The sequence below is a fragment of the Pseudomonas sp. R3.Fl genome, assembly GCF_023516765.1.
GTDB classification, from domain to species: domain Bacteria; phylum Pseudomonadota; class Gammaproteobacteria; order Pseudomonadales; family Pseudomonadaceae; genus Pseudomonas; species Pseudomonas citronellolis.
Genome location: NZ_JAMGSO010000001.1, coordinates 4,847,084 through 4,863,753, shown reverse-complemented (window position 1 = coordinate 4,863,753; position 16,670 = coordinate 4,847,084). Strand labels below are relative to the sequence as shown.

Here is a 16,670-nt window from a genome sequence, read left to right as displayed (position 1 = left end):
CACAGGGATTGGTGTAATGAAGAACTTCCTCAAGAAGACCGGCGCCTTCCTGCGCCGGACCTGGGTCTGGAGCCTGCTGCTGGTGCTCCTGCTGGCCCTGCTGGTGTGGTTCGCCGGCCCGCTGCTGGCGGTGGACGACCACAAGTTCTGGGCCGGCGCCAGCGCGCGGCTGCTGAGCATCGCCGTGCTCTTCCTGGCCTGGGGCCTGTTCATGGTCTTCGTCAGCTGGCGCAGCACACGCCGGCGCAAGCAGGAACAGGAGAGCGAAGATGGCCAGGAGCGCCTGCGCCGCGAAGAGATGATGGACGAGGAGCAGCGCGAGCTGCGCAGCCGTTTCAAGGACGCCCTGCACACCCTCAAGGTCTCCAGCCTCTACCGCGGCCGCAGCGAGCGCTGGCGCCAGGAGCTGCCCTGGTACCTGCTGCTCGGCCCGCAGGGCAGCGGCAAGACCAGCCTGCTGGACTTCTCCGGCCTGGAGTTCCCGATCAACCGTATCGACCGCAAGCTGACCCGCGACACCAGCGGCACCCGCTACTGCGACTGGTACTTCGCCGAGCACGGCGTGCTGATCGACAGCGCCGGGCGCTACCTCACGCAGCCGGCCAGCGAGGTCGACAGCAGCGCCTGGCAGACGCTCCTCGACCTGCTGCGCAAGCGTCGTCGCGCACGCCCGCTCAACGGCGTGCTGGTGAACCTGCCGGTGGACCTGCTGCAGCGCGGCAACGAGGAGGAATTGACTCTCCTGGCCCACCAGGTGCGCGCGCGCCTGCTGGAAATCCACCAGCGCCTGCACGTCGAGGTACCGGTGTACGTGGTGCTGAGCAAGGCCGACAAACTGGCCGGCTTCGAGGAATTCTTCGACCAGTTGTCCCGCGAGGAAAGCGACCAGGTGCTCGGCACCAGCTTCCGCCAGGAACAGAACGGCACCGATATCACGGTGCTGCGCCAGGAGTTCGAGGAACTGCTGCGCCGCCTGCACAGCCAGATCATCATGCGCATGCACCAGGAGCGCGATACCCAGCGCCGCGGCCGCATCCTCGACTTCCCGCACCAGCTCGGGCAGATCGGCGAGCAGTTGTGCCTGTTCGTCGACACCGCCTTCACCGGCAACCGCTACCAGCGCGCCACCCAGTTGCGCGGTTTCTACCTGACCAGCGCGCCGCACCTGACCGCCAAGGTGGACAACAGCACCGCCCAGGTCGGCGCCAACACCGGGCTCGCCACCAAGGCCCTGCCGACCTTGCGCAATGGCCGCTCGCGCTTCATCCAGCACCTGTTCAGCCGGGTGATCTTCCCCGAAGCCGACCTCGCCGGGCTCGACCATAAAGAGCGCCGTCGCATCAACTGGGGACAACGTGCGGTCTACGCCACCGCCCTGGTCGTCCTCGGCCTGTTCGGCCTGCTCTGGGCCAACAGCTTCTCCAGCAACCACGGGCGCCTGGAGCAGGTGCACGACATCGATCGCCAACTGCAGGAGCAGCACGCCGCGCTGGCCCCGCAGGACGACGCCCGGGCCGCGCTCAAGGCGCTGGACAGCGCCTATGCCGCCAGCCAGGTATTCCCGCCCAAGGGCGATGTCTCGCTGCTCGAACGCAGCGGCCTGTACCAGGGCGAGAAAAGCACCCCGGTACTGCAGACGGCCTACCAGCGCGAACTGCAAAGCCAGCTGCTGCCGCGCGTCGCCCGCACCCTCGAAGGGCAGATCCACGCCAACCTCGGCGACCGCGAGCGCCTGCTCGGCAGCCTGCGCGCCTACCTGATGCTCAACCTGCCGGAACGCCGCGACCCGGCCTTCCTCAAGGATTGGCTGGCGGCCGACTGGTCGCTGCGCTACAGCGGCGACGCCGTGGTGCAGAACGGCCTGGGCAGCCACTTCGCACGCCTGCTCGAACTGCCCTTCGTCTACCCGCTCAACGACCAACTGGTGGCACAGGCACGCCAGGTGCTGCGCGCCGAATCCCTGGCCAGCGTGGTCTACCGCGTGCTCCGCGAACAGGCCCGCGACCTGCCGCAGTACCGCCTCAGCCAGCACCTGGGCCCGCAGGGCGCGCTGTTCTCCGGCACCGACTACGTGATTCCCGGCCTGTACACCCGCAACGGCTACCAGCAGTACTTCATCGCCCAGGGCACGCCCATGGTCCGCGAGATCCTCCGCGACAACTGGGTGCTCGGCGAAGGCAGCAGCCTCAGCGGCCAGGACCTCAGCCGCCTGATGGTCGAACTGCAGCAGCTGTACTTCCGCGACTATGCCAACCACTGGAGCGAAGCGGTCAACCAGGTGCGCCTGCAACCGGTGGTCGACGCCGGCCGCGGCGCCGACGAAGTGGCCGGGCTCACCGCGGCCAACTCGCCGCTGCTGCAACTGCTCCAGGAAGTGCGCGACAACACCCGCATCCCGGGCCTGGCGGACAACGCCGGGGACGTCGCCGCGGCGGCTGGCGCGGCCAGCGATGCCGGCGGCAAGCTGAGCAAGGTAGGCAAGATGGCGGCGGCCGCCGCCGAACAGGCCCAGGACGCCCTCGCCAAGAACCTGCCGGATACCGCGCGGCAAGCCATGCAAAGGCGCTTCGAGCCACTGCACCGCCTGCTCGACGACAACGGCGGCCCCACCGCCGACCTGGCGCCGGTGATGCAGGCGCTCAACGACCTGCAACTGCAACTGGCCGCCCTGGCCCGCGCCAGCCAACCGCAGCAGGCCGCCTTCGAACTGGCGCGCAACCGCATGGGCGGTCAGCTCGACGCCCTGGCCAACCTGCGCAACGCCGCCACGCGCCTGCCGCAGCCGGTCAACGGCTGGCTGGCCCTGCTCGCCGAGGACAGCTGGACGCTGGTGCTGGGCGACGCCTACATCTACCTCAACCAGCGCTACCAGAGCGAGCTGTACAGCTTCTACTTCAAGGCCATCAACAAGCGCTATCCGTTCAACCCGCAGAGCAGCAGCGACGTGGCCATCGCCGACTTCCGCGAGTTCTTCAAGGCCCAGGGCGTCGCCGACCGCTTCTTCGAAAGCTACCTGCAGCCCTTCGTCAGCGGCGATCCGGGCAACTACCGGCTGCGCAGCGTCGACGGCCACAGCCTGCCGATGTCGCGCGCCTTCCTCGAGCAGATGGGCTACGCCCAGGCGATCCGCCGCAGCTTCTTCGCCGACAACCCGGCCGAGCCCCAGGTGCAGTTCAAGCTGGAGCCCTACTCCATCGACTCCAGCCTGAGCCGCGCCGACTTCCGCTTCGGCGACCAGCAGCTGGAATACCGTCACGGCCCCATCGTGCCGGTGGCCTTCAAATGGCCCACCGACGCCGACGACGGCCGCACCAGCCTGGTCCTCGAGGAACTCGGCGGGCGCCGCGTGAGCCTGGAGAAGAACACCGGCCCCTGGTCACTGTTCCGCCTCTTCGACCAGATGCGCACCGAGTACCACAGCGGGCGCGACGTGCTGATGCTCAAGGCCGACCTGAGTGGCCTGCGCGCCAACTACCTGGTGCTGGCGCAGCGCTCGCCGAACCCGTTCGACCTCGGCACCCTGCGCAGCTTCCGCCTGCCGGTGTCGCTCTGATGCCGTCCGCCAGGCCCTGGCGCAGCGCCGCGCGCACCGACCCCGGCAAGGTCCGTGCGCGCAACGAGGACGCCTTCCTCGACTGCCCGGAGCGCGGCCTCTGGGTGGTCGCCGACGGCATGGGCGGCCACCATGGCGGCGACCGCGCCAGCCGGCTGATCGTCGAAAGCATCGCAGCTCTGCCGAGCGATTGCGGTTTCGAGGCACGCCTGCAGCAGTTGCGCCAGTGCCTGCACTGGCTCAACCGCCGCTTCGGCCAGGAGCTCACGGTCACCGCCGACCAGCCCTCGCGCATCATGGGCAGCACCGTCGCCGCCCTGCTGCTCGACGGCCAGCGCGCCGCCTGCATCTGGGCCGGCGACAGCCGCTGCTACCTGTGGCGCGGCGGGCGCCTCTACCAACTGACCCGCGACCACTCGCTGCAACAGCAGCTGATCGACGAACAGGGCCTGAGCCCGGAGGACGCCCGCCGGCACCCTTCGGCCCACGCCCTGACCCGCGCCATTGGCGCCAGCGACGACCTGACGCTCGACATCCTCGAACTGCTGGTCTACCCCGACGACGCCTTCCTGCTGTGCAGCGACGGCCTCTACCAGTACGTCAGCCAGGAAGCCCTGGGCTACGCCCTCAGCCTGGCCTCGCCCACTGCCGCGCTGGAACGCCTGTTCGACCACGCGCTGCTGGGCATGGCCCGCGACAACCTCACCGCCGTGGTGGTCCGCCGATGAGCAAGCAGAGCATGGCCGCGGACCAGGCCGAAGCCGGCAACCTCACCTACTTCGCCTTCATCGACCCGGAGCGCGCCGTACCGCTGGCCGGCAGCGAACCGCCGCCGGCCCCGGCCACGGCGACCTTCAGCCCCCAGGCGCTCCCCGAAGTACTGGGCGGCCGCTACCGCCTGGAACGCCTGCTGGGCGTCGGTGGCATGGGCGCCGTGTACCGCGCCCGCGACCTGCTGCGCGAGCAGTTCGGCGATCCCGATCCTTATGTGGCGCTCAAGGTGCTGAGCGAAGAGTTCGCCGAATACCCCGACGCCAGCGCCCTGCTCTACAGCGAATACGCCCTGACCATGCGCCTGCGCCACCCGCACGTGGTGCGCCTGCACAGCTTCGAAGTGGACACCGCCTGCCAGCGCGCCTTCATCACCCTGGAACTGATGCGCGGCCTGACCCTCGACCAGTTGCTCAGCGAGCGCCCGCAAGGGCTGCCCTGGGACGAGTTCCGGGAAGTGGCCGGCGCGCTGCTCGACGCCCTGGCCTATTCCCACGAGCGCGGCGTGCTGCACGGCGACCTCAAGCCCAGCAACGTGATGCTCGGCGAAGACGGGCTGCGCCTGTTCGACTATGGCCTGGGCCAGGCCCGCGATGGCCTGCTCGACGGCCTGCCGAAACTCTGCCGCGCCCGCATCGCCGCCTGGACACCACGCTATGCCGCCCTCGAACTGCTCGAAGGCGCGCCGCTGTCGCCGGCCAGCGACCTCTACGCGGTGGCCTGCGTGCTCTACGAACTGCTGTGCGGCACCCACCCGTACCGGCGCCTGAACGCCAAGCAGGCCAGGGCCATGCAACTGGAACAACAGCTGGCGCCTCCCGCGCAGCTGCCGCGACCGGCCTGGCAGGCCTTGCGCTGCGCACTCGCACTGAATGAAGCGGACCGCCAGATCAGCGTCGCGCAACTGCGCGACGCGTTCCGCACACTGCCACCCCAGGGGCTGCGCCGCTGGTTCCGGTGGCGCAACGGATGACTTTCGAACAGGGAGCCCGAGCATGTTCAACCCGGCCAACCAGACCCACTTCAGCCTGACCCTCGACGGCCTGGAGCACGACTTCCAGGTCCTGAGCTTCCACGGCCGCGAAGCCATCAGCCAGCCCTACCGCTTCGAGCTGGAACTGGTCAGCGAACGCCCCGGCCTCGACCTGGAAGCCCTGCTGCACAAGCCCGCGTTCCTCGCCTTCAGCCCCAGCGGGCCGGGCGTCCACGGGCTGATCCAACTGGCTGGGCAAGGCGACGCCGGCCAGCGCCTGACCCGCTACCGGGTGGTCCTGGCACCGCAGCTGGCCTACCTCGCGCTGCGCAGCAACCAGCGCATCTTCCAGCAGCTGACGGTGCCGCAGATCATCGCCCGGGTGCTGGAGGAGCACGGCATCCTCGCCGACGCCTACCGCTTCCAGCTCGGCCCCACCGTCTACCCGCCGCGCGACTACTGCACCCAGTACGACGAGAGCGACCTGCACTTCGTCCAGCGCCTGTGCGAAGAGGAGGGCCTCCACTACCACTTCGAGCACAGCCCCGACGGGCACCTGCTGGTGTTCGGCGACGACCAGACCGCCTTCCCGCGCCTGGGCCAGCCCACACCCTACATCGCCGATACCGGCCTGGTGGCCGACGAGCCGGTGATCAAGGGCTTCGTCCTGCGCCTGGAAGGCCGCACCAGCCGCGTGACCCGCCGCGACTACGACTTCCAGAAACCGCGCCTGCGCATGGAAGCGGCCTACCGGCCGCAGCAGGAGCAGGACCAGCCGGACCTGGAAGACTACGACTACCCCGGTCGTTTCACCGACCGCGAGCGCGGCAAGCTGCTGAGCCAGCGCAGCCTGGAAAGGCACCGCGCCGACTATCGCCAGGCCGAGGGCCGCAGCGACCAGCCGAGCCTGTGCAGCGGCCACTTCCTGGAAATGTCCGAGCACCCGCGCGGCGAATGGAACGACCTCTGGCTGCTCACCGAGGTGCTGCACGAAGGCAGGCAGCCGCAGGTGCTGGAAGAGTCCATCACCAGCGACACCGCCGACAGCCAGGACGACTTCCACCAGGGCTACCGCAACCGCTTCCTCGCCACCCCCTGGGACGTGCACTACCGCCCGCCGCTGGCCCACCCCAAGCCGCGGGTGCTGGGCACCCAGACCGCCGTGGTGACCGGCCCGGCGGGCGAGGAAATCCACTGCGACAAGTACGGGCGGGTCAAGGTGCAGTTCCACTGGGACCGCGAGGGCCAGGCCGACGACAAGACCAGTTGCTGGCTGCGCGTGGCCAGCGGCTGGGCCGGCAACGCCCTGGGCGCCGTGGCCATCCCGCGCGTCGGCATGGAAGTGCTGGTGGACTTCCTCGAAGGCGACCCGGACCAGCCGCTGGTCAGCGGCTGCCTGTACCACGCCGAGCACCTGCCGCCCTACGAACTGCCGGCCCACAAGACCCGCACCCTGTTCAAGAGCAATAGCTCGCCGGGCGGCAGCGGCTACAACGAACTGCGCATCGAGGACCGCAAGGGCCAGGAACAGATCTACCTGCATGCCCAGCGCGACTGGGACGAAAACATCGAGCACGACCAGAAGATCCGCGTCGGCCACGAGCGCCACGACACCGTGGAAGCCAACGCCTACAGCGAGTTCAAGGCCGAGGAACACCAGACCATCCACCTCGACCGCAAAGTGGAAGCCAAGCTCGACGACCACCTGGCGGTGGCCAACAACCAGCACATCCGCCTGGGCAATGCCCAGCTGACCCGCGCCGGCCGGGAAATCCACCTCAAGGCCGGGCAGAAACTGGTGATCGAGGCCGGCCAGGAACTGACCCTCAAGGCCAGCGACAGCTTCATCAAGCTCGACGCCAGCGGTGTCACCGTGTTCGGTCCGCTGGCGAAGATCAACGCCGGCGGCTCGCCGGGCAGCGGTTCGGGCATCGCCCTCAAGCCCCCCCTGCAACCAGGCGCCGCGGATGCGGACAAGGCCGGCGGGCCGATGGACGAGGCGCTGGCCAATCCGCTGAGTGAGACCAAACCCACTGGCCAGTACCCGATGTCCCTTTGAACGAGCCAGAGAGCACTAACGGATAAGGACCATTCAAGATGATCATCAGCCCTCCCTTCCTTCCCGCCCCTATCGCGGGAGAAAGCGATGAAGCCTTCCTCGACCGCGCCATGGTGGGCGGTATTCCGGGTGATGGCGGCTTTCCCCTGAGCTTCGATCTGAACTGGCACGGCGGCATTCATCTCACTGCCCCGCAGGAAGCTGGGGCCCCCCTACCGGTAAGGGCCATCGCCGACGGCACAGTTGTCTATTTCAGGAAACCCACCGAAGAATCCAGCAACCCGGAACACCCATTGCATTACATGGATGGCTGGACCGATGACGGCTGTATCGTCCTCAAGCATGAAACCGAAATCGGCGAAGGCGACGACGCCAAGGTCGTTTACTACTCGATCTACATGCACCTGTCGAAAATCAACCTCGCCAATCCCTCCGTAGGCCAGGTGGTCTACCGCAAGGACAGCATCGGCGAGGCCGGCAAGATCTACGGTAAGGCGGGACGCATTCATTTCGAGATCATCGCCGACCAGACCCAGATCGCCAACCTGACCGGCAGAACCACCCGCGAACTCGACTATCAGTCCGGCAATGGACGAACGGACAGTTGCTGGGGCGACATGTATTTCTTCGTCCCTCCCGAGCTTCTCGCCTACTCGGCGCCCCCGACCAATCGCACCCAGGCGGAAAATACCTCGGCGGTAGCCTACCGCTGCCCCGCCATGCCAGCTGCCACTATGCAAGAAGGCGCCACCTCCACGGGAAGTGCTCCAGCCCAAGTCACTCCGGACGGGTATGAGTGGGCTGTGGCCTCCCAACTACAGCACGGCATCTTCGTGCGTATGAGCTACGAAAAAGGCCAGTGCAAGCTGACTTCGTACTACCTCTCCGGCGACGTCATAGGCATGCAGGAAGAGGAGGCCGATTTCGAATACAACCTCTACAGCAAAGCCTCAACGCTCTATCCCCAAAGCCCCAGCGCCGGGTATGAACTGCTGCGCTTCGGCCGCGTCCTCGGACCGGACATACTGCGCCCCGCCGATGCAGCCCATTGGCGACAGATCAAGGTCCCGGGCAAATCCGGAGAAGAAAGCCGCAGTGCCTGGGTAAACCTGAACGCCCCCACCGTCACCAAGTTCAGCGATGCCGACTTCCCCCACTGGCAAGGTTGGTACCTTGTAGATGACGACACGGACAAAGACAGCCATTGCCAGTCGGCCTTCATCCGCAACCTGCTCAACCTGGACGAAGGAAAAGTGGTAGCGGATAACGGCGATGCCGTAAGCATCGCAACTTCGCCCGCATACGATGCGCTCTCTCCAGACGAACAGAAGAAATTATCCGAGCGTTATGTCAGGGAGCGCACTCTGAACATGAGTCGGTTGACTAGCAGCGAAACCCAGCCGCGCATCAGGCGACTGGTCTGCAAGTTTCCCACGGAGTGGAGCACCAATGACTTCGACGACCGTTATGGCTGGCTTCAGAAAGTAGCAGAAGGAGGCCCCTTGACATCAGACCAGTACGGGAAGCTCAAGAAGCATCAGGAGGCTCTGGCGTTTTGGAAAAATGTCAATCTGGACCAAGTGATAAAAAAACATTGGCATTTCCCACCAAGATATTTTATTCAGGCATTTAGGAAATGCGGCTGGCTTAGTAAGAAAGAATTAACTCAAATAATTCCCAAGAACATAATAAGAAAGCCTGGCTCACATAACTCAAACACGCATGGAGTCTGGGAGCAACCGAATATAAATTATGCCATAAACTTCATAAACACACACCTTTTAGAGATTAACAAATCCCTGCAAAAATTTTTAATAACAACTCCGATGAGGCAAGCCTGTTTCTTTGGAAACTCAACCCAGGAGACAGGTTGGTTCAGATATATGAAGGAATCAAATGGAAACTCGCCGACACTCCACTCAGGATGGTACGGTCGCGGACTGCTCCAACTAACCAACCCCAATGGTAATCTGGGCAATGGCAACAACAACTATTATAAATACTTTAAATTCCTCGGAAGAACACCTGTAGTACCTGCCAGCGCAAACGAAATAGCTTGGCGTAATGAAATTGGAGAAACATCTCGACACGCGTGCCATAGCGCCGGCGCATACTGGGTATGGCCAAATAAGTCCGCTCCAACCGCCAGCAACCCTGACAGGCCACTAGTTGGAAATACCAACCTATACGCAGACACTCCGGCTACAAACTCTCGCAGAACAATACAGACCAATGCAGGCATCAAGACTTGGTATTTCAACCAATCTTTTACAAACTGTGCCACTGCTGTTAACTATCCATCAACAACAGGATCCCCATCTCCGAACATGAATGGGTTAGTAGATAGATCCACAGCGTTTATTAATGCCCTAATAGTCCTAGCGGATAGACCAACATTCGGTACGACCACGGACGCCCTCTCGGACACTCCAGAAGATTACATAAGGAGAGAGACTCAATGAAATCTGCAGCTTTTTTAGGTTTTTTTATAGCCAGCGCATTAATTCCTACCTTATGCAGAGGCGAAGACAATTTTGAAACAAAAACGGAACAAGATAACTACTGCAATTACAGCATTGGAGGCAAGCTAAAAAAGATATCATCCCCCCCCAAAAAAGAAACAAGAAATGGAGTAATAATATACACATCAGAAGTTCATATAAAAACAAAAGATAAAACAAAAATCGGAATTTTAAAATTCTCATGCCTTGAGAATTCAAGGCAACCTTTCGAAGCCTCAGAAGAGACTACCAGTCCATCAGCTGCAGCAGAAATTGAAAACGAAGATTCTGGAGGTAGGTACTACCGGATAGTGAATTGGGAAAAGCCAATAATCGGACAGAACTGGAAAGGTACCATAGCGTATACAAACTCAAGTTTTGGCGACAACCAGAAAACATTGGCCCCTGATTTTTTCTATATATGCCCAAACAACCGTGCCACAACTTGCTTCTCTTTCTCCTTCTCAGAGACTGGCACACTAAAAAACTCAGAGGCCACAACAATTTCTCAGATATTGTCTGACATAAAAATAAATAATTAATAAATTTCAAAACTCAAGAAAAACGATATATCGCCCCTTTATCCGGACCTAGCTATTTGAGAAAGCCATAATCAATAATCTCGACCTATTTTGACTTGACGGCGACTATGAAAACCAGAAACTGCATAGTTTTATTTATCTCTACAACGGGGGCCATCAGCACAGCAATCGCTTCCCCCCCTGAGCACACGGTTTCACTAGGAAACCGGTTGGAAGACGTGAGAGATTTTTCAGGACCAAGTGTAATCGAAACTAAGCAGGGAGACTGTTCATACTCGCTTTCATTAGGTGACCACCAACACGCCCAATACGATGACCCAGATATAGTCATCTATGAGGCACCATCTAAGATTAATAGGAATTCTACCCCATATTTATGGCAAGCGGAATCAGCAACAGGGTACGATTGGGCTTTCAAAAATCCAGGAAACCCTGAATTGAAATGGTTCGGATTAATGTGTGAAAGCAAGGAAAATTTTCCATTTTCCATGACCAACGAAGATGACTTACCCCCCGAATATAGAGAGATATTAGAATCTAACTCCTTAAAGTGCCCAGCAGATTTCAGAAACGGAAGATTCGTAATCAAGCCTAGTATGGCAGGCGATAATAGTTATATTTTTCAGCGATTATCCGAGAACAACTGGGAGGGTGTTCTAGTTCTTCATAAACAGAAGGGAAAAGAAAACTATGACCAGATTCGCTTTTGCTTAGTCCATGAAGGAGTTGTACTAATTGGAACATCCGAAAATGAAGAGCCAGCCCCGAGTATAGATAAGAATTTCGCAGAGGATCTGGCAAAGATCATAAAAACGGTAAATTTCAAAAATCATTAACTCCCAAGACACAGGCTTGAATGACCAAGAGAGTCTTATTTCCATTGAGAGGCACCATGAGTTTCGCCAAATACTTCCTGGTCAACCTTCTATTAGTTAGCACGACTGCTCAGGCATCTCCCTCAATCATGGAGGCTGTATGTGTAGAGCATTTAAATAGTGAGCGAATAACCCGCATAAACATAAAGCAAGAATCAACAACAATAATTGACACAGAAAAAGACTGCAGCTCCACATACACATACTACAAAATACCAAATAAAGGTATTGTAATATTTGCAGGCCCATCAGGCGACGAATTAGGATTAAATGCACAGAACGATGTATTTATTAAGTCTGAAACTGAAAAGATTGCAAAAAGCATTGGATCAATACCCGTAGCATCGACCCCGAAAAATGATGAGATTTATGTAAACATCACACAGTCTGGCGGTTCGGTTTTCAAAACTATCTATGCAATCAAGGACCAAGAAATTGACCTCATCCCCTCGGGGCTAGAGCTAATATTTTCGGATACTCAGTGCATATATGATACGTCCAACAGCCAACACTGTAGAAACATGAAAGGAACATTCGAGAAGCCAATCTGCATACAGCAAATCGATAATAAAAAGATCCTACAACCCCAAGAGGCTTGTGCTGACATGGAAGCGGAGATAGTCCAACTCGACAACTAACAAACAACAATACAGGAAAATCGCCAAATCTTTCCAAGGTAGGCTATCTCTTACATCAAACAAACTTAAAAAGACGCACACAGTGAGATACATACTGTCTTTACTTGCAATTTTATATCTCCCCAAAATTTTTCCAGCTGAACAATGCACATCTGACGAAAAGCATTCAAAACCATATAACTGTACAGGTAAGCTCGAAAACAAAATAGAAACTTTACTCGAAAATCTCTCAGACAATGAAAAAATTGAATGCACAGATATAAACTTCGACGGACAACCCGACATTATAATTAGACATCCGCCCTCCGGTCAGACTCAGATGTCATCCGTTTTTATTTTCGACGAAAAAAGTAAGAGTTTCATAAAGAACGAAGAGATAAGCAACATTCCATGCCTTGCAATTGATGAAAAAAACAAAAGGGTTTCAGGAGCCTGTTTTTCTTCAAGCAACTGCGATACCTGGAGTGAAGAATACAAATTTAGCAAGGAGGGAAAATTAGAAATTACTGCTATGAAAGGAACCTACTGCGCCCCCTCAACAGGAGATGCATACTCTTACTTTGAAACATACAATGACGGAAAAATATCCGAAAGAAAAGTAGCCCCAATAGTTAAGAAAGATTAATGGCCCGTCAGGAGCCTAGCCTTGCGCTCCTCCTTCAGACTAAACGAAAAATAAACGACGAAAATAGAAATGATAAGGAATACTTTATCGTCCTACTCATCTACTGCCGCCAAACTATATAGCAAAAGAGCTATCTTTCCTTACCTAACCATATAGAAAAATCCATATGAAAAAGCACAACCCCACTCTTTATATTCTAGGTTCCTTCTATTCATTCTCTGTGAATACTGCCACTGCTGATCAATACAAACATAAACCCTCATCATTCAGCACTAATCAATACCTAATCGAGACTCTAACAGATGGAGATTTAAACACGAAAAAACTGACACTTAAAGATAGCTCACCCTATGTAACTGAACTAGACAAACTACCCACAGCAATAATAGCCAGCACCAATCAGAATAAATTTGAAAAAGCTATAAAATCTGAAAAGAATGCAAAAAACTATAGCAACACACTAAAACTACCAATCGATGATGAGAGTGTGTCAGTTGCTGAGTCGCCCTTAAGTGCTAGAGAACAAGTGAAAATTCCAAACTGGAGCGTATCAGATATGCAGACAGTTATATACCAGGCACCTAATGGATCAGATGGAGTAATGTTAGTATGCATGACATTGCGGCGAACGATGAAGAATGAAAATCTTGCCATATTGCAATGTAATGACTTCTACCCCGAGAGCCTACAAAGACTAGAACGCATTGCAGAAGAAACTGATAACTACTTTGACACCATCTCCCACGACAAACAGTAGAAAACTAGAAAGGAGAGGCGAGAAAGCATGTAGCCCCCTCGTCCAAACCTTAGCGCCAACAACATAAAATGTAGAGTCTTTTAGTATCAAAAGAGGAACACCGTCATTCGAAACCACTAAAAACAGCCGCATCACAAAAGAAAGCGAGAAAACATCACATTAGTTAGCCAAGCTAAACACATTAGCTTTTAGTGCAAGCGCAAGAAACATTCTTTAAACCATAGATGCTATATATAAAGCATCTAGATTCTCACCCGAGGGCTGACTACCCAGAAGAATTAGCACTCATCCCCTTCTGCCCACGATCTCCCCTGCCCCTTGGCCGGCCCCACTCCAATCGGCCTAGTGACATCCCCTCTCTCCCACCACCCGCCTACTATCAACCCCATCGATCATCATCATCGACCCAAACGAATTCATATCGTTTTTCACCGATATATAGTTCGTTCCCAAGCGATACACACAAAGGCAGCGATGAGCGAAGCACTGAACCTCGACGAAATCTTCAAGGCCCTGGCCCACCCCGTGCGGCGCGACATGTTGCGCTGGCTGAAGGAGCCGGAGCGCTATTTCGACGAGCAGGAGCACCAGCCTTTCGCCATCGGCGTCTGCGCCGGGAAGTTCGACCAGCGCACCGGGTTGTCGCAATCCACCGTCTCGGCGCATCTGGCCACCCTCCAGCGCGCCGGCCTGGTGACCAGTCGGAAAATCGGCCAGTGGCACTTCTTCAAACGCAATGAAGACACCATCGCGGCCTTTGTTCGCCACTTGAGCGAAGCGCTGTAGCCGCAGCGAACTGCCTAGAACGTCCCACTTTCTTCCAGGAGCAGGCGCATGCCCCTTCCGCTTCTCGTCCTCGCTTTGTCCGCGTTCGCCATCGGCACCACGGAATTCGTCATCATGGGGCTGCTGCCGGACGTGGCCGGCGACCTCGCGGTGTCCATCCCCAGCGCCGGCTGGCTGGTCAGCGGCTATGCCTTCGGCGTGGCCATCGGCGCGCCCATCATGGCGCTGCTCACCGCCAAGCTGCCGCGCAAGCGCGCGCTGCTGATGCTCATGGGCATCTTCATCCTCGGCAACTTCCTCTGCGCCGTCGCCGCCAGCTACGGCATGCTGATGCTGGCGCGGATCGTCACCGCGCTGTGCCACGGCGCCTTCTTCGGCATCGGTTCGGTGGTCGCCGCCGGCCTGGTGCCGGCCAACCGCAGGGCTTCCGCCGTGGCGCTGATGTTCACCGGGCTGACCCTCGCCAACGTGCTCGGCGTGCCCCTGGGCACCGCGCTGGGCCAGGTCGCCGGCTGGCGCTCGACCTTCTGGGTGGTGACGGTGATCGGCGTGTTCGCGCTCATCGGCCTATGGCGCATCCTGCCCGCCGGGCACGACGAGGAGGCCGTGGACCTGCGCCAGGAAGCCGCGGCCCTGCGCAGCGGCCAGCTGTGGCTGGCGCTGGCCACCACCGTGCTGTTCTCCGCCGCGGTGTTCGCCCTGTTCACCTACGTCGCGCCGCTGCTCGGCGAGGTCACCCAGGTGTCGCCGCGCGGCGTGACCTGGACCCTGGTGCTGATCGGCCTGGGCCTGACCTTCGGCAACATCCTCGGCGGCCGCCTCGCCGACTGGCGCCTGGGCACCACCCTGGCCGGGGTGTTCGCCACCATGGCCGTGGTTTCCACGGCGCTGAGCTGGACCAGCCACTCGCTGCTGCCGGCCGAGATCACCCTGTTCGTCTGGGCCGCGGCCGCCTTCGCCGCCGTGCCGGCCCTGCAGGTCAACGTGGTGCGCGTCGGCCAGAGCGCGCCGAATCTCGTCGCCACCCTGAACATCGGCGCCTTCAATGTCGGCAACGCCATCGGCGCCTGGGTCGGCGGCAGCGTCATCGACCATGGCCTGGGGCTGACCCGCGTGCCCCTGGCCGGCGCCCTGCTCGCAGTACTGGCGCTGATCGCGGTGATGATCGCCTTCAGCGGCAAGCCCAACCAGGCGCAGCCCGTCCTGGACTGAACCTATCGAACATCCACCGAACCCTCACCGAACATCCCGTAACGGAGCACCGCAGCAATGACCACGCTCTTCGACCCGATCACCCTCGGCGACCTGCAACTGCCGAACCGCATCATCATGGCCCCGCTGACCCGCTGCCGCGCCGACGAGGGCCGCGTGCCCAACGCGCTGATGGCCGAGTACTACACCCAGCGCGCCGACGCCGGCCTGATCCTCAGCGAAGCCACCTCGGTGACGCCCATGGGCGTCGGCTACCCCGACACCCCCGGCATCTGGTCCGACGACCAGGTGCGCGGCTGGAGCAACGTGACCAAGGCCGTGCACGCCAACGGCGGGCGCATCATGCTGCAGCTGTGGCACGTCGGCCGTATTTCCGACCCGCTGTACCTGAACGGCGAAACGCCGGTGGCGCCCAGCGCCATCCAGCCGGCCGGCCACGTCAGCCTGGTGCGCCCGATCAAGGAGTTCGTCACCCCGCGCGCACTGGAGACCGAGGAAATCGCCGACATCGTCGAGGCCTACCGCCAGGGCGCCGAGAACGCCAAGGCCGCCGGCTTCGACGGCGTGGAGATCCACGGCGCCAACGGCTACCTGCTCGACCAGTTCCTGCAGAGCAGCACCAACCAGCGCACCGACCAGTACGGCGGCTCCATCGAGAACCGCGCGCGCCTGCTGCTGGAAGTCACCGACGCCGCCATCGAAGTCTGGGGCGCCGGCCGCGTCGGCGTGCACCTGGCGCCGCGCATGGACTCCCACGACATGGGCGACGCCGACCCGCTGGCGACCTTCGGCTACGTGGCCCGCGAACTGGGCAAGCGCGGCATCGCCTTCATCTGCACCCGCGAGAAGGAAGGCCCCGACAGCATCGGCCCGAAACTGAAGGAAATCTTCGGCGGCCCGTACATTGCCAACGAGCGCTTCACCAAGGCCAGCGCCAACGCCTGGCTGGCCAGCGGCAAGGCGGACGCGGTGGCCTTCGGCATCCCCTTCATCGCCAACCCGGACCTGGTGGAGCGTCTGGCCAAGGATGCGCCGCTGAACGAAGCGCATCCGGAAACCTTCTACGCCAAGGGGCCGGTCGGCTATCTGGACTACCCGCGGTTGTAAGGACAGGGCATGAAGAAAAGGGCGCCTTCGGGAGGCGCCCTTTTCGTTTGTGGCGGATATGTTGCCAACTGCGCCGGCGCGCTTTTCGTAGGATGGGTTGAGTTTGCGAAGGGCCTAGAGCCCCTCTCCCCAACCCTCTCCCTGAAGGGAGAGGGAGCTTGTCCGTGCCGAGAGAAAGTATGGTTTCTGCTGGAAACTACAGTACCAACCGGCTGACTCGGGAAAACCAGGCCACACCGAACGGCCCCTCTCCCTTCAGGGAGAGGGGGCT

At 59.7% G+C, this 16,670-nt stretch carries 13 protein-coding genes; all 13 read left to right on the top strand.

What is annotated here, in order from left to right; all coding sequences use genetic code 11:
- Window positions 1-16 precede the first annotated feature (16 nt).
- The 13 genes from tssM to M8R19_RS21415 all read left to right on the top strand — a co-directional run bounded on the left by tssM (window position 17) and on the right by M8R19_RS21415 (window position 16,399).
- Window positions 17-3,553, top strand: a complete 3,537-nt coding sequence (gene tssM, locus M8R19_RS21475) for a type VI secretion system membrane subunit TssM (protein ID WP_249918839.1) — start codon at window positions 17-19, stop codon at window positions 3,551-3,553.
- Window positions 3,553-4,281, top strand: coding sequence for a PP2C family protein-serine/threonine phosphatase (locus M8R19_RS21470; protein WP_116425591.1), 729 nt, complete (start codon window positions 3,553-3,555; stop codon window positions 4,279-4,281). Before tssM ends, M8R19_RS21470 begins: the two co-directional genes overlap by 1 nt.
- Complete coding sequence (locus M8R19_RS21465; RefSeq protein ID WP_249918838.1) at window positions 4,278-5,297, top strand: serine/threonine-protein kinase; 1,020 nt, start codon at window positions 4,278-4,280, stop codon at window positions 5,295-5,297. The genes M8R19_RS21470 and M8R19_RS21465 overlap by 4 nt, the downstream gene beginning before the upstream one ends.
- A gap of 22 nt (window positions 5,298-5,319) precedes the next feature.
- Complete coding sequence (locus tag M8R19_RS21460; protein WP_249918837.1) at window positions 5,320-7,356, top strand: type VI secretion system Vgr family protein; 2,037 nt, start codon at window positions 5,320-5,322, stop codon at window positions 7,354-7,356.
- Between the two features lie 38 nt (window positions 7,357-7,394).
- Entirely contained in the window at window positions 7,395-9,818 is a 2,424-nt protein-coding gene (locus M8R19_RS21455) for a M23 family metallopeptidase (RefSeq protein ID WP_249918836.1), read from the top strand.
- Window positions 9,815-10,399, top strand: a complete 585-nt coding sequence (locus M8R19_RS21450; RefSeq protein WP_249918835.1) for a hypothetical protein — start codon at window positions 9,815-9,817, stop codon at window positions 10,397-10,399. The genes M8R19_RS21455 and M8R19_RS21450 overlap by 4 nt, the downstream gene beginning before the upstream one ends.
- A gap of 107 nt (window positions 10,400-10,506) precedes the next feature.
- Window positions 10,507-11,235: a hypothetical protein gene (locus M8R19_RS21445; RefSeq protein ID WP_249918834.1), complete on the top strand. Its 729-nt coding sequence runs from the start codon at window positions 10,507-10,509 to the stop codon at window positions 11,233-11,235.
- Between the two features lie 56 nt (window positions 11,236-11,291).
- Window positions 11,292-11,912, top strand: coding sequence for a hypothetical protein (locus M8R19_RS21440; protein ID WP_147310773.1), 621 nt, complete (start codon window positions 11,292-11,294; stop codon window positions 11,910-11,912).
- Window positions 11,913-11,994: 82 nt separating this feature from the next.
- Window positions 11,995-12,537 (top strand): XAC2610-related protein, encoded by a 543-nt coding sequence (locus tag M8R19_RS21435; RefSeq protein ID WP_147310774.1) that lies wholly within the window; start codon window positions 11,995-11,997, stop codon window positions 12,535-12,537.
- Between the two features lie 166 nt (window positions 12,538-12,703).
- Window positions 12,704-13,294: a hypothetical protein gene (locus M8R19_RS21430; protein ID WP_135499944.1), complete on the top strand. Its 591-nt coding sequence runs from the start codon at window positions 12,704-12,706 to the stop codon at window positions 13,292-13,294.
- A 474-nt stretch (window positions 13,295-13,768) separates the two neighbouring features.
- Window positions 13,769-14,080, top strand: a complete 312-nt coding sequence (locus tag M8R19_RS21425; RefSeq protein WP_043273253.1) for an ArsR/SmtB family transcription factor — start codon at window positions 13,769-13,771, stop codon at window positions 14,078-14,080.
- Between the two features lie 48 nt (window positions 14,081-14,128).
- On the top strand, window positions 14,129-15,292 hold the full coding sequence (locus M8R19_RS21420) for an MFS transporter (protein ID WP_249918833.1): 1,164 nt from the start codon (window positions 14,129-14,131) through the stop codon (window positions 15,290-15,292).
- A gap of 57 nt (window positions 15,293-15,349) precedes the next feature.
- Complete coding sequence (locus tag M8R19_RS21415; RefSeq protein ID WP_249918832.1) at window positions 15,350-16,399, top strand: alkene reductase; 1,050 nt, start codon at window positions 15,350-15,352, stop codon at window positions 16,397-16,399.
- Window positions 16,400-16,670: the final 271 nt, after the last annotated feature.